This is a genomic window from Streptomyces sp. NBC_01351 (assembly GCF_036237315.1).
GTDB lineage: Bacteria > Actinomycetota > Actinomycetes > Streptomycetales > Streptomycetaceae > Streptomyces.
In genome coordinates, this window is sequence record NZ_CP108356.1 from 918,318 (window position 1) to 940,147 (window position 21,830).

Sequence of the window (21,830 nt, forward strand, 5' to 3'; positions counted from 1 at the left end):
GGTGTCACGACGAGGGCGGAGCGCGCGTGCGCTCCGCCCTCGTCGCGCCCCGTCAGAGGTGCCGCAGGACCGCGGAAGTGAATTCGGCGGTGGAGGCGGAGCCGCCGAGGTCGCGCGTCCGCAGCGGGGTGGTGGCCAGGACGCGGGCGATCGCGTGCGTGACGTCCGCCGCGGCCTCCGGGTGGCCCAGGTGGTCGATCATCATCGCGGCGGACCAGATCGCACCGATGGGGTTGGCGATGCCCTGCCCGGCGATGTCCGGGGCCGACCCGTGGACGGGCTCGAACATGGAGGGGTACTCGCGCTCCGGGTTGAGGTTGGCCGACGGGGCGATGCCGATCCCGCCGGCCACGGCCGCCGCCAGGTCGCTCAGGATGTCCCCGAAGAGGTTGGAGGCGACGACGACGTCGAAGCGGGCGGGGTCGAGGACGAACTTGGCGGCCAGCGCATCGATGTGCTCCTGATCCCAGCCGACCGTGGGGTGCCGGGCGGAACGCTCGACCACCAGCTCGTCCCAGAACGGCATGGTGTGCACGATGCCGTTGGACTTCGTCGCCGACGTGAGACGGCCGCCGCGCCGTTCGGCGAGTCCGAAGGCGAAGTCGAGCACCCGGGTCACGCCCGCCCTGGTGAACACGGCCTGCTGTACGGCCAGTTCGTCGGGGCACCCGCGGTTCATCCGGCCGCCGATCTCGCTGTACTCGCCTTCGGTGTTCTCCCGTACCACCACGAAGTCCACCCGGCCGGGCGTGGCCGCGCGCACGGGGCTGGGCAGGCCGTCGAACACCCGGATCGGGCGGAGGTTGACGTACTGGCGGAAGGCGCGGCGGATCGGTATGAGCAGCCCCCAGAGGGACACGTGATCGGGCACGCCCGGGTAGCCGACCGCGCCGAGGAGGATCGCGTCGTGCCGGCGGAGCTGCTCCAGTCCGTCCTCGGGCATCATCGATCCGAGGCGCAGGTACCGCTCGCAGGACCAGTCGAACTGCCGGTAGGCGAACGTGATGCCGTGGCGCCGGCCGACGGCGTCGAGGACCTCGCGTGCCGCCGGGAGGACTTCGGCGCCGATGCCGTCGCCGGGGATGAGGGCGATGCTGTGGTTCGTCATGGTCCGCATTCCAGCAATGGGACGCCGTTCGGGTCCAACACCCATCCCCGATGTGCCTCATAGGCGGCTCCTATGGGCCGGTCGCCGGCCGGGTGGCGATGTCCAGGAAGGCGCGGGCGGCCGGTGTCGGTTGCGCCTTGCGGCTCACCAGGACGATGTGCTGACGGGCGGGCGGCTCCAGGTCGAGGACGAGGGCTCCGGCCCTCGCGGACAGCTCGGCCCAGGAGTCCGTCACCACGGCCAGCCCCACGCCTTTCAGCACCAAGGACAGGAAGGCCATGCGGTGTTCGGTCTCCACCGCGATGCGGACGTCGATGCCGTGCGCGCTCAGGTCGTCGACGTAGCCGCGGATGCCGGTCCCCCGCTGCCCCACGATCAGCCGATGCCCTGCCAGCTGCTCCCGCCGGACCGGCCGCCCGGCCGGGAAGGGCCCGTCCATCGGGGTGACCAGTACGAGCCGGTGGTCTCCGAGGGGGTGCGGGACGAGGTCCGGAGCCGTCGGCGGCGAGGAGGAGGTCAGCAGTCCGAGTTCGCATCGCCCCGTGCGCACCATCTCGACCACGTCCGCGCTGGTGAGGGCCACGCGCAAGCCGAGCGACACCGCCGGATGGCGTTCGGTGAAGCGCTGGACCATGGTGCTGAGCGGCTCGACGGCGGGTGAGGCCATCGCGGCGATGTCCAGGCGTCCACCGCGCAGTTCACGGACGGCACCGACGCCGGCCCTGGCCAGCTCCAGCGCGTGCAAGGCCTCGCGTGCGGGAGGAACCAGCGCGGCGCCGGCCTCGGTCAGGACCGCCCTCCTGCCCATCCGGTGGAACAGGCTGCTGCCCAGGTCGCGTTCCAGGACCTTGACGGCCTGCGACAGCGACGGCTGGGACACGTAGAGCGCCGCGGCCGCGCGGTTGAAGCCGCCGTGGTCCACGATGGCGAGGAAGTACTCCAGCTGCCGGAAGTCCACGGCTCAGCGCCTGCCGTCCACGACGAACCGCACGCCCCCGTCGCCACCGCGCCTGAGGAAGCCTGCCGTGGGGGCGGGGAAGTGCGTACCGATGACGAGCGTTCCGGTGTCGGCGTACCGCTCGACGAATGCCCGCCGGGTCGCCGCGGCGAGCGTCGCGTCGGTGTCGGCCAGACTGGGGACGTCCGGTTCGATGAACTGCACCGGATGGTGAACGAGGTCACCGGTGATCACCGCCCGTTCCTCCCCGGATTCGACCACGACGGCGACCTGGCCCGGGGTGTGGCCGGGAGCGGCTTCCAGGCGCACACCGCCGGCCACACGGTGGTCGGTTTCGACGAGGTCGACGAGACCCTCGTCGATCAGGGGCTGCATCGTGTCGCGGAGGCCGGCACCCGCTTCGTCGGCCCAGTGGTTCCATTCCGCCCGTGTGACCAGGTGGCGCGCGCGGGGGAAGGTCGGCACCCACTTCCCGTCCACCAGGCGCGTGTTCCATCCGATGTGGTCGAAGTGGAGGTGGGTGCACACCACGGTGTCGATCGACTCCGGCGGGTAGCCGAGGGCGGTGAGGTCGTCGAGCCACGTGGTGTTCAGCATCTGCAGCATCGGCACCGAGGGGCGGGCGTTGCCCACGCACGTGTCGACCAGGATCCTGCGCGCACCGGTGTCCACGACGAGCCCGTGCACCGAGAGGACGAAGGTGCCGTCCGCCCTGCTGAAGTCCGGCGCGGGCCACGGATACCTCTTCAGAAGTGCGGTGTCGTCCGTCCGCAGAGCCGCCGTCGGACGAACGGCCAGGTCTGCCTCCAGCACCTTGTGGATCACCGTCGAACCGATCCGCCACATCGTCATCAGAGCCTCCACCCCCATCGATGGATCGCATAATATTGACGTCCGCCAGAATTCCGCAATAACTTGAGGGCGGCCGAAGACCTCGGTCACCGTCGTGGAAGGAAGCGCTGGATGGGACTCGCACAGGACCGCCCCGCGCCCGTCGTGGACACTCACTCAGGTCGCGTCCGCGGCGTCGTCGAGGGCGACGTGACCGCGTTCAAGGGCCTGCCCTACGCCGCACCGCCCGTCGGACCCCTCCGATGGCTCCCGGCGCAGCCGCATCCGGGGTGGACCGGGACCCTCGACGCGACCGCGTACGGCCCCAGTGCGCCGCAAGCCGTCCGCGCGGGCGACCCCGTGCTCGGCGGCCACGGTTCTCCGCCGTTCGACGAGGACTGTCTGACGCTCAACGTCTGGACGCCCCGCGCCGACGACGCACGCCGCCCCGTACTGGTCTGGATCCACGGCGGCGCCTTCATCTCCGGGTCCGGCGCGATGCCCAACTACTCGGGCGAGACCTTCGCGCGGGACGGCGACTTGGTCGTGGTGAACGTCAACTACCGGCTCGGACCGCTCGGCCTGCTCTCCTTCACGTCGGACGACGGCGTCGAGCACGGCAATGCCTGGCTCACCGACCAACTCGCCGCGCTGCGCTGGGTCCAGGACAACATCGCGGCCTTCGGCGGGGATCCTGGCAACGTCACCGTCGCCGGCCAGTCCGCCGGCGCGCTGTCCACCGCGGCGCTCGCCGGCCCGGGAGGCGACCATCGCCCCTTCCGGCGCGCCATCCTGCAGAGCGCCCCGCTCGGAATGCCGCTCGCCACACCCGCCGAGGCCCGCGCCCGCACCGCGGCGTACCTGAAGATCGTCGGTGCAGAGGACATCGACGAGCTGCGCACCCTGCCGTGGCCGCGGCTGATCGAGGCCACGGCCGGACTGCTCGCGGACACCGCGGAATGGGGTTACTGGACTGCGCCGTTCATGCCCGTGCTCGACGGTTCGACGGCGCCGCGCCAACCCGTCGAGAACCTGCTGGAAGGCCCGGGCGCCGAGGTCGACGTCCTCGTCGGCTGGACCAGGGAGGAGGCGAGCTTCGCCTTCGCTCTGGGCGAGGCGTACGCGTCGGCCACCAAAGAGCAGGTGCTCCGCAGGATGCGGGCCGACGTCGGCGACGGCGCGGCCGAAGCGTTCGCGGCGTACGAGGCGGCTCGCCCGGGCGCACGGCCGGTCGACGTCCTCATCGACCTGACCACCGACGCGGCGTTCAGGAAGCCCACCCTGGCCTTCGCGGAAGCACGCGCGGCGCAGGGCCGCCCGGTCTGGGTGTACGAGTTCGACTTCCCCACGCCCGCACACGACGGCCGGCTGGGCGCTCCGCACTGCCTGGACCTGCCCTTCGTCTTCGACAATTTCGACAGCTGGTCGCACGCACCGTTCCTGGCGGGCATGGACCCCAGGCTCAGGGACGGCCTCGCGTCGGCCGTGCACCGGGCATGGATCGCTTTCATACGCACCGGCGACCCCAACCACCCGGCCCTGCCGCACTGGAACCGGTACGACCGGCAAACCCGCACCACCATGCACTTCGACACCGTCACGACGGCCGTTTCACACCTCACCCCGCGCTGAGGGGCCGCCCATGGACTGCTCCGTCCAGATGGTCTTCCCGGTGCCGGTGAACCGGCTGCCCCAGCGGTCGGTGAGCTGGGCCACGAGGAAGAGGCCGCGCCCGCCTTCGTCCGTCTCCCGCGCGCGGCGCAGGCGCGGCCGGGTGCTGCTGGGGTCGGAGACCTCGCACACGAGCACCCGGTCGCGGATCAGCCGGAGCCCGACCGGGCCGCCCGCGTAGCGGATGGCGTTCGTGACGAGCTCGCTGGCGACGAGTTCCGTGACGAAGCCCAGTTCGTCCAGCTCCCATGCGGACAGCTGGCCCACCACCAGCTCGCGGGCGTGCGCGACGAGGGAGAGGTCGGCTTCGAGTTGCCACTCGGCCACCTGATCGGACGAGAGGGCGCGGGTGCGGGCGAGCAGCAACGCAACGTCATCGGCGGGCGCTTGGGGCAGCATCCCGTCGAGGATGCGCTGGCCGGCCTCCTCCAGGGTGCGGCCGGAGTCGGCGCCGGCGAGCCCGGTCCTCAATCTCTCCATCCCCTCCTCGATGTCGTCGCCGCGACTCCCCACCAGTCCGTCCGTGAAGAACGCCAGCAGGCTGCCGGGCGGTACGCCGAACTCCGTTACCTCGAAGGGCACTCCGCCCACGCCCAGCGGCGGTCCCGGCACGATGGGGACAAAGGACGGCTCCTCACCCGGTGACAGCAGGGCCAGCGGCGGATGTCCCGCCGTGGCCGCGGCGCACACCTTCGTCACCGGGTCGTAGACGGCGTACAGGCACGTCGCTCCGAGCACCGCCGGCTCGGAGCGCCCGACGGGCTCGAAGCGGGACTCGCCGGTCGTCTCCTCGTCGGAGAAGCCGAGCACCAGGTCGTCGAGGTGCGTGAGCAGCTCACCCGGATCCAGATCGAGGTCGGCCAGGGCCTGCACCGCGGTCCGCAGTCGTGCCATGGCCGCGGTGGCATCGAGTCCATGGCCCACGACGTCCCCTACGACGAACGCCACGCGAAGCGAGGACAGCGGGATCACGTCGAACCAGTCCCCACCGACTCCCACCCCACCGGCCGCCGGCTGATAGACGCCCGCGGCGTCCGCGGCAGGCGTGTTCAGGGCGGAGTGCGGCAGCAGGCTCCGCTGCAAGGCCAACGCCGACCGGTGCTCCTTGGCGTAGCGGCGGGCGTTGTCCACGCCGAGTGCGGCCCTGGAGACGACGTCCAGCAGGAGGTCCGCGTCCTCCTCGCTGTACGCGGAAGGCAACTGGCTGCGCCAGACCGTGACGCAGCCAAGGACCAGACCGCGCGCGTACAGCGGCACCGCCACGGATGAGTGCGCCCCCCTCGGAACGAACAGGAGCAGGCTCTCGGGATCCACGCCGAGCGCCGCACGGAGAACGGAGACGTCCGGCACCAGCACGGGCCGTCCCTCCATGAGGGGACGCATCAGCTCGCTGTCGGGTACGGGAGGAAGCGCCTCTCCGACGGGCAGGAGCTCCTCCGCGGATATCCCCGGGCTCTGCGCGGCAGCGGTCCGGCGAAGGCGGACGTCGCCGCTGGCGTCCAGGCGCGGCGGTTCGTCGCCCACCAGAACCGGCTCGGCAAGGTCCACGGTCGCCAGGTCGGCGAAATCGGGGACGAGCAGATCCACCAGGATCTCGGCCGTGCCCGTGACGTCCAGGGAGGTGCCGATGGTCGCGGCCGCGGCCTGGGACAGCCCCGCCTGGCGTCGCTCCGCGTCCCGCTCGGCCGATTCCGCCAAGGTTTCGGCCGGCTCGGCCAACACCAGCCACCGCGCGCCGGAAACCGGTTCGCCTGGAGCCCGCGTCCCGAGCCGGACCACCCGGAAGGCCAGACCTGCCTTCCGGCCCCCTTGAACCCCTCCGCCTGTTGTCACCGCCCGCCCGCCGGGCGCGCCGGGGAGCAGCGCCAGCAGCGGAGCGCACGGGCGGCCGGGCGAACACTTCAGCAGCGTCGCGGCCGTTTCGGAACAAGCGAGGACCACGCCCTCGTCGTCCAGTACGACCGCTGCGATGTCACTGGCGGACGCCGGGGCTGATTTCGGGCCGCCATGCTCGGATTCGCGCATGTCGCCTCCATGCAGCGTGGCATTCAGTATCTCCCCCGAATGACCACCCGGCGACCGGGCACCACCCGGCAACCGCGGCGGCCCCGCGATTCCCGAGCGGGCGGACGCGGCTCAGGACGTGGGCTCGACGGCCCCGGCCCGGTCCGGCCAGTTGCACGTCAGGAGGTTCACATCCCAGCGCAGGCGTACCTTCTCCCCGTCCACGTACCCCCAGGGGCAGGTGAACTGGTACGCGGTGCCGTTCGAGCACTCCCAGAACCTGGTGGGGTCCTCGTCCGGGTAGTACTGCTCGTCACCGGGGCACGGCTTCGTGACGTAGGGCTCCGAGCCACCATCGGCGACGGCAAGCGGAAGCGGGGCGCAGAAGGCGAAGGCCAGGGCGGCGACGGTCACGGCAAGTCGGCGTAAACGCACGGGAGTTCCTTCCGGTCATGGATGTACCCGTGCACCCTACGGCCCCCGCCGGAGCTCGGCCGCCGTCCGTACGTCCGCCAGCGCGCGCTCGTGGTCGACCGGCGGCGGCTCGAACCTCCCGGGCGCTGCCCGCACGTGCTCCTCCCAGCGGTCCTGCCAGAACTCCACCGTCCAGCCGGGCCATCGCTGCGGCATCTCGTACGCCTCCGCCGATGCCTTGAGCACCCACCAGCCCACCCGGCGCCGCACCGGATCGACGTGAATACCGGCATCGACCGGCACCCGGCACGCCCCGTGCCCCGGTCCGCTCGCCAGCCGGTCGAGCAGGGCGGTCCCCTCCCGGACCGGATGGTCGTAGATGTTCACCAGCATGTAGCAGCGGTCCGTTCCGACCGTCACGACCGCCACCGTCGGCTCGGGGTCGGCCAGCTCCTCGTCGTCCGGCTCGATCACCGACCCCACCAGGAGCCCGCCCTCGCGATCACGGACGTGTTCGGGATCCAGCCCCAGGTACGTCCGCAGCTCGGCCGGACCGTCGTACATCCAGCGCACCTCCCACCCCGCCCAGGCCTCGCGCAACAACCGCAGAGTCGCCGCCCGGTACCGCATGACCGTGCTCGGCCCCTCCCAGGCGAACAGCATCAGCACCTTCCGGCCGAGGTCGATCAGCGCCGCCCCCTGGCAGTGGACGTCGTCCAGCCACCAGTCGTCGACCCGCAGACGCCTGACCATCGAGAGCGTCTCCGCCGGCCCGGCCAGCAGGTCGAGGTCGATCCCCATCGCCCCGAACCGGGACAGGTAGAGCTCGAATTCACCGCTCTCGCGGACAACGACGAAGTTCGCACGATCACCCATCCGCGCAGCATGGCCGACACCGGAGCCGGGTCGCCACAGAATTGAGGCATATTTGAAAATGGTCGTCGTTTTCATCTAGGATCGCGCCGACCACTTCGACACCCCAGGAGATCCCGATGGCCGTCCCCAAGCGGAAGATGTCCCGCAGCAACACCCGCCACCGCCGGGCCCAGTGGAAGGCCACGACGCCGCAGCTCGTCCCGATCACGGTCGACGGCTCCGTGTACCAGGTCCCGCAGCGGCTGGTGAAGGCGTACGAGCGCGGCCTGCTGCGTCCCGAAGGCTGAGCCGGATGACTGGTACGACAGCCGCCCCGCTGCCCGTCACCGTCCTGTCCGGGTTCCTCGGTGCGGGCAAGACGACCCTGCTCAACCACGTGCTCGGCAACCGCGAGGGCCTGCGGGTCGCGGTCATCGTCAACGACATGAGCGAGGTCAACATCGACGCCGCGCTCGTGCGCGGCGGCGAGGCGGCCCTCTCCCGCACCGAGGAGCGGCTGGTCGAGATGACCAACGGGTGCATCTGCTGCACCCTGCGCGACGACCTGCTGGAGGAGGTCGACCGGCTGGCCCGCGAGGGGCGCTTCGACTACCTCCTCATCGAGTCCAGCGGGATCTCCGAGCCGATGCCCGTGGCGGCCACCTTCTCGTTCCCGCGCGACGACGGCGCCACCCTGGGCGACCTCGCCCGGCTCGACACCATGGTCACCGTCGTGGACGCCGCGAACTTCCTGCCGGAGCTCGCGGGCGGCGACGAGCTCGCCGCGCGCGGGCTCGACCAGTACGAGGACGACGAGCGCACCGTCAGCGATCTGCTCATCGACCAGATCGAGTTCGCGGACGTCATCGTCCTCAACAAGCTCGATCTGGTCGGGCCGACGGAGGTCGCCCGGCTGCGCGCCACGCTCGCGCGGCTCAACCCGGAGGCGAGGATCGTTCCCGTCGTTCACGGGCAGGTGGCCCTCGAACAGGTGCTGGGCACCGGGCTGTTCGACGTCGAGCGGGCCCAGCAGGCGCCGGGCTGGGTCAAGGAGCTCAACGGCGACCACGTCCCGGAGACCGAGGAGTACGGGATCTCCTCGCTCGTGTTCCGCTCGGACCTGCCGTTTCACCCCGGCCGACTGTGGACCTTCGTCACCAAGGGCCTCGACAGCGGGACGTTCGGGCAGATCCTGCGCTCCAAGGGGTTCTTCTGGCTGGCCGGCCGCCCCCGGGTGACCGGGCTGTGGTCCCAGGCCGGTGCGGTGGCCCGCTTCGAGCCCTCGGGCGCCCGCGGACCGGACACCGCACAGGGCCAGGAACTCGTGTTCATCGGCACGGGCCTCCGCGCGGACGCGCTGCGGGCGGCCCTGGAGTCCTGCCTCCTCGGGCCGGGCGAACCCGTGCCCGCCGTGGACCCCTTCCCGGACTGGGAGACGTACGGGATCGACGACGCCTGCGAGCACGAACACGAACGCGGGCAGGCCACGGGCACGGCCGCCTGAAGACCCGGGGCCGGACGGTGGTCGCAGCCACGGCACCGTCCGGTCCCGCCCGTCACTCCCAGGGGGTGCCGTCCGTCAGTCGATGACGGCGGTGGCTTCGATCTCCACCAGGTGCTCGGGTACGTCCAGCGCCGCGACACCGATCATGGTGGCCGGCGGGACCGGCACGGCGCCGCCCAGTCGCTTGGCCGCCCGGGTGATGCCCTCCAGCAGCAGCGGCATCTTGTCGGGGGTCCAGTCGACGACGTAGACGGTCAGCTTCGCCACGTCGTCGAAGCCGGCGCCGACCCCGTCCAGGGCGGCGGCGATGTTGACGTAGCACTGCTCCACCTGGGCGGCGAGGTCACCTTCGCCCACCGTGACGCCATCGGCACCCCAGGCGACCTGCCCGGCGATGAAGACCAGCTTCGACCCGGTCGCGACCGACACCTGCCGGTAGACGGGGATCTCCGGCAATCCGTTGGGGTTCACCAGGGTGATGGCCATGCTGCCCGCCTCCATGCCTAACGAGAGCCGCCCGGCCAGGCGCTCTCTTGTGGTTACTCAGGAACCGTAGGAGAGTGTCCGCTGACATGGAAGAACGCACTTTCCGGTGACTGGGGAACCAGATGGTGACCAAGCAGTACAGCGGCTCGCCCGAGGATGCGGACCTGCGGCGCGCGGACTCCCTGGCCCGGGAGATCTTCTCGGACGTCGCCAACAAATGGGCGCTCCTGATCATCGAGGCCCTGGGCGAACGCACCCTGCGCTTCAGCGGGCTGCGCGACGAGATCGAGGGCATCAGTCACAAGATGCTCACCCAGAACCTGCGCATGCTGGAGCGCTACGGCCTCATCGAGCGCACCGTGTACCCCGTCGTGCCGCCACGGGTCGAGTACGCCCTCACCGAGCCCGGCCGGGCCCTGCGGGTCACGATCGCCGGCCTGTGCGACTGGACCCACCGCTACCTCGGCCACATCGACGCCTCCCGCCGGCGCTTCGACGGCTGAGCGGCAGCCCTGCGCCGCCGCGCCCGGTTCAGCCGATGCCCCGGCTGTGGCGGAAGCGGGCGAGGGCGTCGGTCAGGTCCACGACGGGGTCCGGGTAGTCGAACCGGGCGCGGTCGAGGCCCGCGAGCTGCCACGGACGGTGGACCTCCGGCGCGGACAGTCCGGCGAGTTCGGGTACCCAGCGGTGCACGTAGGCGCCGTCCGGGTCGAAGCGGCGGGCCTGGAGCAGCGGGTTGAGGACCCGGTTGGGGCGGGTGTCGGTGCCGGTGCCGGCGACCCACTGCCAGTTGAGCTGGTTGTTGGCGAGGTCCCCGTCGACGAGCAGGTCGAGGAAGTGCCGGGCTCCGATGCGCCAGTCCACGTAGAGCGTCTTGGTCAGGAAGCTCGCCGTGAGCAGCCTGGCCCGGTTGTGCATCCAGCCCTCCTGGCGCAGCTGGCGCATGGCCGCGTCGATGATCGGGTAGCCGGTCCGGCCGTCGCGCCACGCCTGGATCTCCTGCGCCGCGTCGCGCTCGGTGTGCCAGCGGTCGTGACGGGGGCGGTAGTCCGCGGCGGCGGTGTCGGGGCGGGCGGCGAGCACCTGGTGGTGGAAGTCGCGCCAGCAGATCTGGCGTACGAAGGCCTCCGCGCCCGGCCCTCCCTTCTGCCGCGCGCGCCGGACGGTCTCGGCGGCCGAGACGGTGCCGAAGTGCAGGTGGGCGGAGAGCCGTGAGGTCGCGTCGCCGGCCAGGTCGTCGTGGGTCTCCGCGTACGACCCGATGCCGTGGCTCAGCCAGCGCGCGAGCAGCGCCCGGCCCTCGGACTCCCCGCCCCGCGCCAGCAGGGGCGAGACTCCCTTGACCTCGGCGCGCGACGGCAGGGCCTGCGAGCCGATCCCCTCGGGTACGGGCACGCTGCGCGGTGCGGCCGCCACGGCCCGGAGCGGCAGATCGCTCCAGCGCCGAAAGTACGGGGTGAAGACGGCGAAGTGGTCGGACCCGGCCGGGACCACCGCGCCGGGGGCGACGGCGGTGACGACCGTGTCGTGCGCGTACAGCCGGCGGCCCTCCCGGCGCAGCGCGTCCGACAGGCGTGCCTCGCGGGCACGGGCGTACGCGCTCACCCCGGCGGCCATGTGGACCTCGTCGGCGTCGGCCTCGCGGGCCACCGAGCACACCTCCGCCACGGGGTCCCCGGACCGCACGACCAGCCGCCCGCCACGGGTGCGCAGCCCGGCATCGAGATCGGCGAGGCAGTCGGCGAGGAAGGCCAGCCGGTTGGGGGCCTCGAAGCCCGCCGCCTCGATGCGGCTGTCGCGGACGAACAGCGGCACGACCCGCTCCGCGGACGAGAGGGCGGCGAGCAGGGGCGGGTGATCGTGCACCCGCAGGTCGGAGGTGTAGAGGACGATCGCGACGGTCATGGGAAGGGGCTCCGCATCGGAAGGACGGGCTGCTTGCAGTGGCCTTCTCTGGCTCTTGTGACTCTTGTTGCTCTCTGTACGTGTCTTCGTCCGCGGAGGCGTTTCGGATGCGCTATTCGCCGTCCGAGGGCGGCGCGGTGTCGATGCGTTCGGCGGCGCGGGTGATGTTGCGGGCCATGCCGCCGAAGACCACGGCATGGAACGGGGACACGCACCACCAGTAGAGGTGGCCGAGCAGCCCGTGCGGATGGAAGAGGGCGCGCTGCCGGTACGAGGCTCCGCGCGAGCCGGGGGGCCCGGGGTGCGGGTCGGCGTACATCTCCAGCCAGGCCAGTCCCGGCAGGCGCATCTCGGCGCGCAGCCGCAGCATCCGGCCCGGTTCGATCTCCTCGACCCGCCAGAAGTCCAGCGAGTCTCCGACCCGCAACCGGGCGGCGTCCCGTCGGCCGCGCCGGATGCCGGCTCCGCCGACGAGCCGGTCGAGCCAGCCGCGTACCGCCCATGCGAGCGGGGCCGAGTACCAGCCGTTGTCACCCCCGACCCCCTCGATGATCTGCCACAGCGCGCCCGCGGAGGCGTCGGTGGCCAGCTCCCGGTGGTCGGTGTAGAGGCTTCCGCCCGCCCAGTCCGGGTCCGTGGGCAGGGGATCGCTGGGCACCCCTGGCAGGGAGGCGTTGGACCAGCGGGTCGTCACCTTGGCCTCGCGCACCCGCTGGAGGGCGAGGGCGAGGGCCCTGTCGAACGGGATGGGGGCGCCGGGCGGGTCGGGTACGTAGCGGGCCACGTCGTGCTCGTCGGCCACCACCTCGTGGCGCAGGGATTCGGCCAGCGGCCGGGCCAGCCCGCGCGGAACGGGTGTGACCAGGCCGATCCACAGGCTGGACAGGCGCGGGGTGAGCATCGGGACGCGCAGGATCAGCCGGTGGGGCAGGCCGGCGACGGTCGCGTAGCGGCGCATCATCTCCGCGTACGTGAGGACGTCCGGGCCGCCGATGTCGAAGGGCCGGTTCACGTCGTCGGGCATGGTCGCGCTGCCCACGAGGTAGCGCAGGACGTCGCGGACGGCGATCGGCTGGACCCGGGTGCCCACCCAGCTGGGAGTGACCATGACGGGGAGGCGTTCGGTGAGGTAGCGCAGCATCTCGAACGAGGCCGAGCCGGAGCCGATGACGACCGCGGCGCGCAGCACCGTCGCGGGGACCTCCGCCCGGAGGAAGATCTCGCCGACTTCGGCGCGCGAGCGCAGGTGCGGGGAGAGGCTGCGGGTCGGGACTCCCGCCGGGGCCATGCCGCCGAGGTAGACGATGCGGCGGACGCCCGCGGCACGGGCCTGCTCGGCGAAGGTGCGGGCCGCGTCGCGGTCGCGTTGCTCGAAGGCGGAGCCGGCGGTGAGGGAGTGCACGAGGTAGTAGGCGACGTCGACGCCGTGCATCGCGGCGGCGGTCGATGCGGCGTCGGTGACGTCCCCGCGGACCACTTCGGCCCGCCCCGCCCAGTCGTGGTCGCGCAGCCGATCGGGGGACCGGGCCAGGCAACGGACGCGGTGGCCGGCGTCCAACAGCTCGGGGACGAGGCGGCCCCCGATGTATCCGCTCGCCCCGGTGACCAGGCAGAACAACGGGCGCGGGCGCTGCCCTGGCCCCGTCGCCGGACCCGTCTCCGGCGCCGGCACCGTCTCCGGCCCCGCCTTGGGGCCGGCTTCATCACTGCGCGCACACATGAACGCCTCCGCTCCGACCGGTGCCGTCTGACGAACCGGTCTGTGATGTCTTCCCCCAGGAGGGCACGTCCGGATGCAGGGATTCCGGATGGAGGAGTGTTAATCGATGCACAAACGGTGCAAGTTGCGACGCCCCGTCGACTGGAGGGACGCTCGTCGGGCTGCAGCATCCACCCCTTTTCGGCACAAGGAGCCGGCATCATGGCCCTCGCCGCCACCACGGCACCCGATCCGTGCGAACCCGTCGAATTCTCCCGGAGGTTCAAGGAGGGCGACGAGGAGTCGTTCGCCGCGGCCTACCACCGCTGGGGCGGCATGGTGCACACCATGGCCTGGCGGACCACGGGGGACCGCGACACCGCGGAGGACATCACCCAACAGGTCTTCTTCGACGCCTGGTTGGGCCGCCACCGCTACGACCCGCAGCGGGGCGGGCCGGCGGCGTGGCTCGCGGGCATCACCCGCCACAAGGCCATGGACGCGCTGACCCGCCGCAATCGGAGCGCCACGTCGCTGCGCGCCGATCTCCCGGAGGCCGATCGCCGGCCGGACCCGGCACGGAGCGACGGCTGCGAGGCGGCACTGGACCGCGTGCTCGTGCTGGACGCCCTGGCGACCCTGCCCGTGCCGCAGCGCGAGGTCCTGTGCCTCGCCTTCTACGGCGGGCTGACGCAGGTGCGGATCGCCGAGCGGACCGGAATGCCGCTGGGCACGGTCAAGAGCCACACGCGCAAAGGACTGCGGTCACTGCGCGGGACTCTGGGTGGGACGCTGGGCGCCCACCATCCCGCGGATCACCTCCAAGCCTGAGCCGAGCCCCGTGATGAGCCGGGATCCCGCATCCGGAACACCCGCCCAGCCCGGTCCGGCACGCAGGATCCGCGCCTGCGATCGAGCCCCCTTGACCCCCCACTCCACGCCGGCGACGGCGTCGACGACGCGCCCGAGGTTCACGCCAACCGGCTTGATCTGCGCCCACAGGACGACCACCGAGGGGCCCACCCGCAGGACCGCCTCGCGCAGCGCGTCCACCGGCAGCGCCGGGCCGAACATCCGCCGGGGCAGGCCCGCCTCGCGCAGCGCGGCGTCCAGGGCTTCCAGAGGCAGACTGTGCTGTTCTCCCGGCACGCAGGCGAGCAACACGGGCGGCACGCCGGCGGGTTCCCGTGCCGCCGCCCCTGGCCCTGCAACTGCCCCTGCCGCCCGCCCGAATCGCAGCGCAGTGGACACGTGCCAGGACAGAAGATGCTCCACCTCGACGTAACGCTCCCCCGAGGAGGCCCATTTGCGCCCGACGGCGTGCAGCGCCGGGGCGATGACCTCTTCCCACGCGACGACGCAGCCATGGGTGTCGAGGGCCTGCTCCAGGAGTTCGCCGACCGCCGGCGCGTCCAGCCTCACCGCCGCACGCGCCAGTCCGCGGCACTCTTGCCGCACGGTTCCGAGCGGCAGCGCATCACGTCCCCCGGGTGTTCGGAGGCCGGCGGCGGCCGGGAACGTCCGCGCCTCCTGCGGCACGGTCTCGTAGGGACCGCTCATCGCCGCACGGGCCGCCTCGGCGGGGGGAAAGCCCCGCGCGGTCAGTCGGCACATCGCTTCGAGCCTGGAGATGTCCGACGGCAGCCACCTGCGATGCCTGCCGTCCTCCCGTACCACCGGCCCGATGCCGTACCTGCGCTCCCAGGAGCGCAGTGTCGTCGCGGACACGCCGAGCCTCCTGGCCACGGCCCCGGTGCTCAGACCCACATCGACCGCAGCGCTCCCGCGGCCCCCCGAGGCGTCCTGCTGGAGGCTCATTCCCCCAGCGTAGTGGGCGCCGGGTCGGGCCGGCGGGGTCTGCGTGCGCTACTTGGGCATGAGGACCGTGTCGACGATGTAGACGTGGGCGTTGGCGGTCTTCACGTTGCCGCAGACCACACTGGCGGTCCCGTTGACCTTGTAGGACTCGCCGGAGCCGGCCGTGACGACCCTGCCCTTCTGCAGGGTCTCGTAGGAACCGTTCTCCAGCTGCTTCGGCGTGAGCTTCTGACCGACGACGTGGTACGTGAGGATCTTGGTCAGAGTGGCCTTGTCGGCGAGGACCTTGTCGAGGTCCGCCTTCGGGATCTTGGCGAACGCGTCGTTGGTGGGCGCGAACACGGTGATGTTCTCGGCGTTGTCGAGGGGTGTCGACCAGACCGGCCTGCTTGACGGCCGCGACCAGGGTGGACAGGGCCGGATTGTTGGACGCGGCCGTGGCGACGGGGTCCTTGGCCATGCCGTCGAAGGAGCCGGCGCCGTCCGCGGGAACGCCTGCGCAGGCGGGCCCGAGGTTCGACCAGGACGGCACCATGCGCCCGGCCGGCCTCCTCCGGCACGACTCCGCCGTCGTCATGCAGGGCGATCCCGGCCGGGCCCGCGCGGTCGGCCTCACCCTCGAACCGGCCGGCGGATCCGCCCGGCCCACCACCGCACCCCTGATGCTCCTCGCCCTGCCCGCATGAACACGCCCCCTGCGCTGCGCCCTTGCCGTCTATCGTGCAGGGGCGCAGTTCCGTTGCGCGCGTACCGGAAGGGCACACCCGTGGCCGTGCAGCACCGTCACCGCGTCACCGTCCTCGCGGCCCTCGGTGCCGTGCTCCTCGGCGGGTGCTCCTTCGCCGGTGAACCGAGCGACACCCCGGGCATCCCCACCGCCCTGCCCGCTCCCGATCCCCACGGCGCCTATGCGTCCGAGGACGCCGTCCGGGCCGTACAGCTACGGCAATGGACGGCCGTCAACGGTGCCGGCGGCCGCACCGCGGCGGCAGTCACGCACATCCAGGCCGTGCAGGTCGTGGAGTCCGGCGACGAACACCTGGTCTACCTCCACACCGACCTGCCGCACACCGACGACGGCGGGCCGCCCGAGCAGATCGCCGACCTGCTCGCCGTCTACGAAGCATGGCCCAACCGCCCGGCCATGGCCGTTCGGATCGGCGCGTTCGACGCCGACGGCCACCGCGTGGGCACCGCGGGGATCCCCGCCCCCACGCCCCCGTCCGACTGAAGCGGGTGCCGGCCGGCTGCCGTCCTGCGGCCATCCGCTGTGGTCCGTCGCACAGTTGTGGGGCTGGTGTGGCCATGGACGGTCTGCGATGCTTCCGTTCGACAAGCGACGGCGGAACGAGGAAGCCGGTGAGATTCCGGCACGGTACCGCCACTGTGTAGGGGGAGCGACTCCGCCCATGGCCACCGCCCTGTTGAGGGCGGGAAGGCCGGAGAAGCTGTGATCCCGAGTCAGGAGACTCACGCCGTCGCACCTCGAAGTACGGGGCGGATTTCCCCAGGAGAGGCGGTGGCACTCGTGTGCCTGCGTATGCGTATCGGCGTCTTCACGCTGCCCGCGGGCCGGTCGGCCCTGTCGGGCCGGTGGTCCGCACAGCCTGACGTCCGGCTTGACGCCCGGCTTGATGCCCGGCCCGGCTCCCTCGGGTTCTGAACGGCCCCTCCCCCGCGGAACCCCCTTCCCGTACGCCGCTCCCCGCGCCCCGGACCGCCGGTGCGCGCTGCTCACGCATGTCACCAGGAGTCACCTTGTCCGTACGATCCGTCATGCCCGGCCGCCGTCAGGGCGCCGGGGCGGCGTTCCTCGCCCTCGCGCTCTCCCTCGGTCTCGCGCTCACCGCGTGCGGCGGCGATTCCGGTGGGCCGCAGGACGCCAAGTCCGCGGCCGGCGGGGAGGGTTGCATCAAGGACTTCGACCCGGCCAAGGACTACTTCCCGGTCAAGTCGACGGTGAAGCACGCGAAGAACTTCACGCTCCGGTACGAGAAGAGCTACCAGGTCCTCACCGTCAACGAGCCCTACCCCAAGGGCAAGCCCGAGTCGTACGTCTTGGTCAAGTGCGGTGCGCCGAAGCCCGAGCCGGCCGGGGAGCTGGCGTCCGCGCCGCAGATCACCGTCCCCGTCAAGAGCCTCTACTCGGCCTCGACCACCCACCTGCCGCTGCTGACCGAGACCGGCGCGCTGGACGTGCTGACCGGTGTGGCGAGCACCTCGAACATCAGCTCCGCCGAGGTGATCGAGCGGGTGAAGGCGGGCAAGGTCACCGAGTACGCCAAGGACCGCACCCTCAACGCCGAGACGGTCATCGGCGCCAAGCCTGACGTCCTGATGACCCAGGGCACCGACGACCCGCAGTACCCGAAGCTCCGTCAGGCCGGCATCGCCGTCGTCGCCAACGCCGAGTGGCTGGAGCCGAATCCGCTCGGCCGTGCCGAGTGGGTCAAGGCCATGGCCGCGCTCACCGGGGCCGAGGAGCGCGCGGGCCAGGTCTTCGACACCATCGAGGGCGACTACCGGAAGGTCGCCGCGAAGGCGGCCGAGACCGTCAGCACGGCCAAGGCGGGCAAGCCCGTCGAGGTGCTGCCCGGCACGATGTACCAGGGCACCTGGTACATGCCCGCCGGCGGCAGCTACGCCGCGCAGCTGATCAAGGACGCGGGCGGCACCTACCCCTGGGCGGGCGAGGCGGGCACCGGGAACCTCCAGCTGAACTTCGAGGCCGTGTACGCGAAGGCCGGCGAGGCCCCCGTGTGGATCGCCGACCAGAAGTGGAAGTCGACCGCCGACGCGGTCAAGGCCGACAACCGGTACGGGCAGTTGAAGGCCGTCCCCGGTGGCGCGGTCTGGACGAACACCAAGGCGCTCGGCCCCGGCGGCGGCAACGACTACTTCGAGCGCGGCGTGCTGCGCCCGGACCTGGTCCTGGCCGACCTGTTCGCGCTGCTCCACCCGGAGCAGGCGCAGGGGCACGCCTTCACCTTCTACACCCAGGTGCCCAAGGCGTGACCACGTACACGACAACAACAACGGCGGCCCCGGACGCCCGGCCGGCGGCGGCCCCGGGGCGGCGGCGCCTCGCCGTGGTCCTCGCCCTCGCCGTCGGCGCCTCCCTGCTGTTCGTGCTCACCCTCGCGACCGGCTCCCACCGGGTCCCGGTCACGGAGGTGGTGCGGATCCTGTTCGGCGCGGACGGCGCCGACCCCCGCTGGACGGTGATCGTCGAGCAGGTACGGCTGCCGCGCGCGCTGACCGCCACCGTCGTCGGGGCCGCGCTGGCCGTGGCCGGCGTGCAGATGCAGACCCTGTTCCGCAACGCGCTGGCCGACCCGTTCTCCCTCGGCGTGAGTTCGGGCGCGAGCATGGGCGTGGCCGCCGTGGTCGTCGGTACCGGCGGAGTCGCGGGCAGTTTCACCGGGGACCTGGCCGGACTGGGCCGGGTGGGGGTGGTGCTCGCCGCCTCCTTCGGCGCCGGCGCCGTGCTCGCCCTCGTCCTGCTCCTCTCGCGATGGGTGCGCTCCGCGGTCACCCTGCTCGTCATCGGGGTCATGATCGGCTCCGCGGCCACCGCGGTGGTCGGGGTGATGCTGGTCTACGCCCGGCCCGAGCGCGCCCAGCAGTTCGTCATGTGGGGGCTGGGCAGTTTCAGCGCGACGACCTGGCCCGACCTGCGGGTCATGCTGCCCGTGATCGGCGTCGGCCTGCTGGCGGCGCTGCTCACCGCCAAGCGTCTGAACGCGCTGCTGCTCGGCGAGGACTACGCCCGCACGATGGGCCTGAACGTACGGCGCAGCCGCGATCTGGCGCTGCTCGGGACCTCCCTGCTGGCGGGCGCGGCCACCGCGTTCTGCGGGCCGGTCGCCTTCCTGGGGCTGGCCGTACCGCACCTGACCCGGGTGGCGCTCGGGACCTCGGACCACCGGGTGCTGATCCCGGCGTCGATGCTCGCGGGCGCCTTCCTGGCGCTGGCGTGCGCGCTGCTGAGCCAGCCGCCGGGGACGGACTCCGTGCTGCCGCTCAACGCCATCACCTCGCTGTTCGGCGCGCCGGTGGTCATCGCGTTCCTGGTCCGCAGCCGCCGCGGCGTACAAGGAGTCGCCTCGTGACCCGTACCGCGCACGACACCGTGCCCGAGCGGACCGGGGACGCGGCCGGCGCCCCGGACCGCCGCCCCGGCGGCCTGGCCACCCGGGGGCTCTCCGTCGGCTACCGGACCCGGCCGCTGCGCGGCCGCGGAGCGGGCCGGGCCGTGCTGTCGGGGCTCGACCTCGAAGCGCGGGCCGGCGAACTGACCGTACTGCTGGGCCCCAACGGCGCGGGCAAGTCCACGCTGTTGCGGACCCTGTGCGGACTGCTCCCCCCGCTCGCCGGCCGGATCCTGATCGGTGGGGCCGATCTGGCGCAGCAGCCACCGGCCGCCCTGGCCCGCCGGCTGGCCGTGGTGCTCACCGACCGCGTCGACCCGGGGCTTCTCTCCGTACGCGAGCTCGCCGGGCTGGGCCGCCACCCGCACACGGGGTTCACCGGCCGCTTGACGGAAGCCGACCACGCGGCCGTCGAGTGGTCCCTGCGGGCGGTGGGAGCGGGGCAGCTGGCGGACCGGCCGGCCGCCGAACTCTCCGACGGGGAACGCCAGCGCGTCCTGACCGCCCGGGCCCTGGCCCAGGAACCCGAGGTCGTCCTGCTCGACGAGCCGACCGCCTTCCTCGACGTGCCCTCGCGCGTGGCGCTGACGGTGCTGCTGCGCGATCTCGCCCGGGACAGGGGCCTCACCGTCGTGGTCAGCACCCACGACCTCGAACTGGCCCTGCGCGTCGCCGATGCCGTCTGGCTGGTCGACCGGGATTCCCGGGTCCATGCGGGGGCTCCCGAGGACCTGATCCGCAGCGGCGCCGTGGGCGGTGCCTTCGACGCCGACCACCTCGCCTTCGACCCGGCCTCCGGCAGCTTCGGCCTGCGCCGCACCGCGCGGGCCGGCGTTTCCGTGGACGCCCCGCCGGCGGTCCTCCCGCTCCTCGAACGCGCCCTGGCCCGGGAAGGCCTGGCCGTCGTGGACCCGGGCGACCGGGCCGCCGCCGGGCGGGTGAGCTGCGACGCGGAGGACCGGATCACCGTGCACGGACCGGGCGGGGACCTCGTCCGTACCCGCAGCTTCCAGGAGCTGACCCGGGCGGTGCGGGAGTGGTGAGCGAGGTGACCGCAGTGACCGCACTGACCGCACTGACCGCCGGCACGCTGGCGCGGGTCTCCGCGATCGGCCCGTACTTCGAGGTGGCGACCGGGCCCCGACCGCCCGTGAGCCCGGGAGACGCCCGGTTCCGGCCCTTGACCGAGCTGTACGAGGATCCCGGCGCGCTGGAGCAGTACGTACGGGCCGTGGCGGCGCGGCTGGGCACGGACCAACCTCGGGTGGCCGCGTCCACCCTGCACATCGGCACGGCCTCCCGGCTCTGGTCGATCGCCCTGGCCTGCGCCGCGCTCACCGGCCGCGTCCCCGACCTCGGGCCCGGCCGGCTGTGGTGGCGCCCGGCGGCGACCGGACCCGTCGCCCTGTGGCTGCCCGAGATACGGGAGGTCGACAGCGCTGCCGAGGCGGCCCTGCACGAGACGGTCGCCGTCCGGAACCTGGCGCCCTGGGCGGACGCGGTACGGCGCGTGTCGGGGGTGTCAGCGCACAGCCTGCGCGGCAACGCCGCCTCCGGGCTCATAGGAGCCCATCGCGTGCTCCTCGCCCGCGAACCGCGGGCCCCGCACCCCGTCGCAGACCTCGTCCCCCGGCTCCTGGACCGGCCACCACTGGCCGGGGCCGGCACCCACCGCACCACGCCGGAGGGCCGGATCGCCTTCCGTCGCCGCAGCTGCTGCCTGTACTACCGCGTGCCCGGCGCGGGGAAGTGCGGCGACTGCGTCCTGACGCAGCCGGAGAAGGCAGAGAAGCCAGAGAGACAGGAGAAGACCGCATGACCAGCAGCACTGAGCACACCGGCACCGAACGCACCGGCGCCGAGCCCGCCGTCGTCGAGACCCCGGGCGGCGGGATCCGGCACACCTGGCCCCTGCCCACCGACGAGGCCTCGCTCCTCGACCTCGTCACCACCGTCTTCACCGACCACTGGCAGCACATCCACTTCGGGCCCATCATCGAGGGGGCCGCCTGGGAAGTGGGCGCCCCGTGCGCCCCCGTCGGCATCACCATGAACGACGGGTACGCCACCGTCGATTTCGGGGCCTGGCACTTCCACCTCTGCATCGGCAAGCACACCGCCTCGGGGCCCGAACTCGGCCGCATCCGCCGCTGCTCCCGCGCCGAGCTCTACCGCGGCCTCGATTCCGCGGGAGCACCCGTGAGCTGGGGAGCGCGGCTGTTCAACGGCCGCGACGAGCAGATGATGACCGTCCTGCTCCCCAACCCCTTCCTCACGGACCGTCAGGAGATTCTGGACTCCCCCGACTTCACCCGCCTCGCCGCCTGGGACGCCCTGCGCGCCCGCTTCCTCGGCCTGCCCGCGGACCCCCTCGACCGGACGGGCAAGGGGTTCCGGCGGGCCGACTGACGCGGACGGTCACAACG

General features: G+C 72.4%; 22 protein-coding genes, 1 pseudogene and 1 riboswitch. Of the genes and pseudogenes, 12 read left to right on the forward strand and 11 right to left on the reverse strand.

Annotated elements, in window-relative coordinates:
* Window positions 1–52: 52 nt before the first annotated feature.
* The 3 genes from OG625_RS04425 to OG625_RS04435 form a co-directional block, all read right to left on the reverse strand.
* Window positions 53–1,108: a tartrate dehydrogenase gene (locus OG625_RS04425; RefSeq protein ID WP_329376741.1), complete on the reverse strand. Its 1,056-nt coding sequence runs from the start codon at window positions 1,106–1,108 to the stop codon at window positions 53–55.
* A gap of 70 nt (window positions 1,109–1,178) precedes the next feature.
* On the reverse strand, window positions 1,179–2,066 hold the full coding sequence (locus OG625_RS04430; protein WP_329376742.1) for a LysR family transcriptional regulator: 888 nt from the start codon (window positions 2,064–2,066) through the stop codon (window positions 1,179–1,181).
* 3 nt (window positions 2,067–2,069) lie between these two features.
* Complete coding sequence (locus OG625_RS04435) at window positions 2,070–2,918, reverse strand: MBL fold metallo-hydrolase (protein ID WP_329376743.1); 849 nt, start codon at window positions 2,916–2,918, stop codon at window positions 2,070–2,072.
* A 111-nt stretch (window positions 2,919–3,029) separates the two neighbouring features.
* On the opposite strand from OG625_RS04435, the gene OG625_RS04440 reads away from it, so the two are divergent.
* The gene (locus OG625_RS04440; protein WP_329376744.1) at window positions 3,030–4,529 is read left to right on the forward strand and encodes a carboxylesterase/lipase family protein; all 1,500 of its coding nucleotides are present in this window, start codon (window positions 3,030–3,032) and stop codon (window positions 4,527–4,529) included.
* Here the strand turns inward: OG625_RS04440 and OG625_RS04445 are convergent.
* From OG625_RS04445 to OG625_RS04455, 3 genes are all read right to left on the reverse strand, one after another.
* Window positions 4,509–6,593 (reverse strand): ATP-binding SpoIIE family protein phosphatase, encoded by a 2,085-nt coding sequence (locus OG625_RS04445; RefSeq protein ID WP_329376745.1) that lies wholly within the window; start codon window positions 6,591–6,593, stop codon window positions 4,509–4,511. The two genes, OG625_RS04440 and OG625_RS04445, sit on opposite strands and share 21 nt — an antisense overlap.
* 111 nt (window positions 6,594–6,704) lie before the next feature.
* Window positions 6,705–7,007, reverse strand: a complete 303-nt coding sequence (locus OG625_RS04450) for a carbohydrate-binding module family 14 protein (protein ID WP_329376746.1) — start codon at window positions 7,005–7,007, stop codon at window positions 6,705–6,707.
* A 36-nt stretch (window positions 7,008–7,043) separates the two neighbouring features.
* A complete protein-coding gene (locus OG625_RS04455) occupies window positions 7,044–7,862 on the reverse strand; it encodes a hypothetical protein (RefSeq protein WP_329376747.1) in 819 nt (272 codons plus the stop codon).
* Between the two features lie 116 nt (window positions 7,863–7,978).
* Between OG625_RS04455 and rpmF the strand changes: the two genes are divergently transcribed.
* Together rpmF and OG625_RS04465 are read left to right on the forward strand one after the other, a co-directional pair.
* Window positions 7,979–8,149: a 50S ribosomal protein L32 gene (rpmF, locus tag OG625_RS04460; RefSeq protein ID WP_007267665.1), complete on the forward strand. Its 171-nt coding sequence runs from the start codon at window positions 7,979–7,981 to the stop codon at window positions 8,147–8,149.
* 5 nt (window positions 8,150–8,154) lie between these two features.
* Window positions 8,155–9,345, forward strand: a complete 1,191-nt coding sequence (locus OG625_RS04465) for a GTP-binding protein (RefSeq protein WP_329376748.1) — start codon at window positions 8,155–8,157, stop codon at window positions 9,343–9,345.
* A 75-nt stretch (window positions 9,346–9,420) separates the two neighbouring features.
* Here the strand turns inward: OG625_RS04465 and OG625_RS04470 are convergent, their stop codons facing one another.
* Window positions 9,421–9,831 carry a RidA family protein gene (locus OG625_RS04470; RefSeq protein ID WP_329376749.1) on the reverse strand — a complete coding sequence of 137 codons (411 nt, stop codon included), beginning with the start codon at window positions 9,829–9,831 and terminating at the stop codon, window positions 9,421–9,423.
* A 122-nt stretch (window positions 9,832–9,953) separates the two neighbouring features.
* On the opposite strand from OG625_RS04470, the gene OG625_RS04475 reads away from it, so the two are divergent.
* Entirely contained in the window at window positions 9,954–10,334 is a 381-nt protein-coding gene (locus OG625_RS04475; RefSeq protein ID WP_329376750.1) for a winged helix-turn-helix transcriptional regulator, read from the forward strand.
* Between the two features lie 28 nt (window positions 10,335–10,362).
* On the opposite strand, the gene OG625_RS04480 is transcribed toward OG625_RS04475, so the two are convergent.
* Complete coding sequence (locus OG625_RS04480; protein ID WP_329376751.1) at window positions 10,363–11,736, reverse strand: cryptochrome/photolyase family protein; 1,374 nt, start codon at window positions 11,734–11,736, stop codon at window positions 10,363–10,365.
* Between the two features lie 112 nt (window positions 11,737–11,848).
* A complete protein-coding gene (locus OG625_RS04485) occupies window positions 11,849–13,456 on the reverse strand; it encodes an SDR family oxidoreductase (protein WP_329376752.1) in 1,608 nt (535 codons plus the stop codon).
* Between the two features lie 201 nt (window positions 13,457–13,657).
* Here OG625_RS04485 and OG625_RS04490 point away from each other — a divergent pair, with 201 nt between their 5' ends.
* Window positions 13,658–14,266, forward strand: coding sequence for an RNA polymerase sigma factor (locus OG625_RS04490; RefSeq protein WP_329376753.1), 609 nt, complete (start codon window positions 13,658–13,660; stop codon window positions 14,264–14,266).
* On the opposite strand, the gene OG625_RS04495 is transcribed toward OG625_RS04490, so the two are convergent.
* Window positions 14,201–15,253 (reverse strand): MerR family transcriptional regulator, encoded by a 1,053-nt coding sequence (locus OG625_RS04495; RefSeq protein WP_329376754.1) that lies wholly within the window; start codon window positions 15,251–15,253, stop codon window positions 14,201–14,203. The two genes, OG625_RS04490 and OG625_RS04495, sit on opposite strands and share 66 nt — an antisense overlap.
* 48 nt (window positions 15,254–15,301) lie before the next feature.
* Window positions 15,302–15,767 (reverse strand): annotated as a pseudogene (locus tag OG625_RS04500) (fasciclin domain-containing protein); the annotation flags it as partial.
* Between the two features lie 19 nt (window positions 15,768–15,786).
* Between OG625_RS04500 and OG625_RS04505 the strand changes: the two are divergent.
* The 7 genes from OG625_RS04505 (at window position 15,787) to OG625_RS04535 (ending at window position 21,813) form a co-directional block, all read left to right on the forward strand.
* Window positions 15,787–15,939 carry an anti-sigma factor domain-containing protein gene (locus tag OG625_RS04505; protein ID WP_443067673.1) on the forward strand — a complete coding sequence of 51 codons (153 nt, stop codon included), beginning with the start codon at window positions 15,787–15,789 and terminating at the stop codon, window positions 15,937–15,939.
* Between the two features lie 80 nt (window positions 15,940–16,019).
* The gene (locus OG625_RS04510) at window positions 16,020–16,484 is read left to right on the forward strand and encodes a hypothetical protein (protein ID WP_329376755.1); all 465 of its coding nucleotides are present in this window, start codon (window positions 16,020–16,022) and stop codon (window positions 16,482–16,484) included.
* A 72-nt stretch (window positions 16,485–16,556) separates the two neighbouring features.
* A riboswitch (cobalamin riboswitch) is annotated at window positions 16,557–16,747 on the forward strand.
* 264 nt (window positions 16,748–17,011) lie between these two features.
* Window positions 17,012–18,268 carry an ABC transporter substrate-binding protein gene (locus OG625_RS04515; protein WP_329376756.1) on the forward strand — a complete coding sequence of 419 codons (1,257 nt, stop codon included), beginning with the start codon at window positions 17,012–17,014 and terminating at the stop codon, window positions 18,266–18,268.
* Entirely contained in the window at window positions 18,265–19,365 is a 1,101-nt protein-coding gene (locus tag OG625_RS04520; RefSeq protein ID WP_329376757.1) for a FecCD family ABC transporter permease, read from the forward strand. The genes OG625_RS04515 and OG625_RS04520 overlap by 4 nt, the downstream gene beginning before the upstream one ends.
* Complete coding sequence (locus OG625_RS04525) at window positions 19,362–20,447, forward strand: ABC transporter ATP-binding protein (RefSeq protein ID WP_329376758.1); 1,086 nt, start codon at window positions 19,362–19,364, stop codon at window positions 20,445–20,447. The genes OG625_RS04520 and OG625_RS04525 overlap by 4 nt, the downstream gene beginning before the upstream one ends.
* Before the next feature lie 14 nt (window positions 20,448–20,461).
* Window positions 20,462–21,223 carry a (2Fe-2S)-binding protein gene (locus OG625_RS04530; RefSeq protein WP_443067674.1) on the forward strand — a complete coding sequence of 254 codons (762 nt, stop codon included), beginning with the start codon at window positions 20,462–20,464 and terminating at the stop codon, window positions 21,221–21,223.
* Complete coding sequence (locus tag OG625_RS04535) at window positions 21,220–21,813, forward strand: DUF7676 family protein (protein WP_329376759.1); 594 nt, start codon at window positions 21,220–21,222, stop codon at window positions 21,811–21,813. The genes OG625_RS04530 and OG625_RS04535 overlap by 4 nt, the downstream gene beginning before the upstream one ends.
* The last annotated feature ends 17 nt before the right edge of the window (window positions 21,814–21,830 follow it).

Excerpts from the sequence above, each read along its gene's own strand:
- OG625_RS04425 (WP_329376741.1), bottom strand. The coding sequence starts at position 1,108 with ATGACGAACCACAGCATCGCCCTCATCCCCGGCGACGGCATCGGCGCC.
- OG625_RS04435 (WP_329376743.1), bottom strand. The coding sequence starts at position 2,918 with ATGACGATGTGGCGGATCGGTTCGACGGTGATCCACAAGGTGCTGGAG.
- OG625_RS04440 (WP_329376744.1), top strand. The coding sequence starts at position 3,030 with ATGGGACTCGCACAGGACCGCCCCGCGCCCGTCGTGGACACTCACTCA.
- OG625_RS04445 (WP_329376745.1), bottom strand. The coding sequence starts at position 6,593 with ATGCGCGAATCCGAGCATGGCGGCCCGAAATCAGCCCCGGCGTCCGCC.
- OG625_RS04455 (WP_329376747.1), bottom strand. The coding sequence starts at position 7,862 with ATGGGTGATCGTGCGAACTTCGTCGTTGTCCGCGAGAGCGGTGAATTC.
- rpmF (WP_007267665.1), top strand. The coding sequence starts at position 7,979 with ATGGCCGTCCCCAAGCGGAAGATGTCCCGCAGCAACACCCGCCACCGC.
- OG625_RS04465 (WP_329376748.1), top strand. The coding sequence starts at position 8,155 with ATGACTGGTACGACAGCCGCCCCGCTGCCCGTCACCGTCCTGTCCGGG.
- OG625_RS04470 (WP_329376749.1), bottom strand. The coding sequence starts at position 9,831 with ATGGCCATCACCCTGGTGAACCCCAACGGATTGCCGGAGATCCCCGTC.
- OG625_RS04475 (WP_329376750.1), top strand. The coding sequence starts at position 9,954 with ATGGTGACCAAGCAGTACAGCGGCTCGCCCGAGGATGCGGACCTGCGG.
- OG625_RS04480 (WP_329376751.1), bottom strand. The coding sequence starts at position 11,736 with ATGACCGTCGCGATCGTCCTCTACACCTCCGACCTGCGGGTGCACGAT.
- OG625_RS04485 (WP_329376752.1), bottom strand. The coding sequence starts at position 13,456 with ATGTGTGCGCGCAGTGATGAAGCCGGCCCCAAGGCGGGGCCGGAGACG.
- OG625_RS04490 (WP_329376753.1), top strand. The coding sequence starts at position 13,658 with ATGGCCCTCGCCGCCACCACGGCACCCGATCCGTGCGAACCCGTCGAA.
- OG625_RS04495 (WP_329376754.1), bottom strand. The coding sequence starts at position 15,253 with ATGAGCCTCCAGCAGGACGCCTCGGGGGGCCGCGGGAGCGCTGCGGTC.
- OG625_RS04505 (WP_443067673.1), top strand. The coding sequence starts at position 15,787 with ATGCGCCCGGCCGGCCTCCTCCGGCACGACTCCGCCGTCGTCATGCAG.
- OG625_RS04535 (WP_329376759.1), top strand. The coding sequence starts at position 21,220 with ATGACCAGCAGCACTGAGCACACCGGCACCGAACGCACCGGCGCCGAG.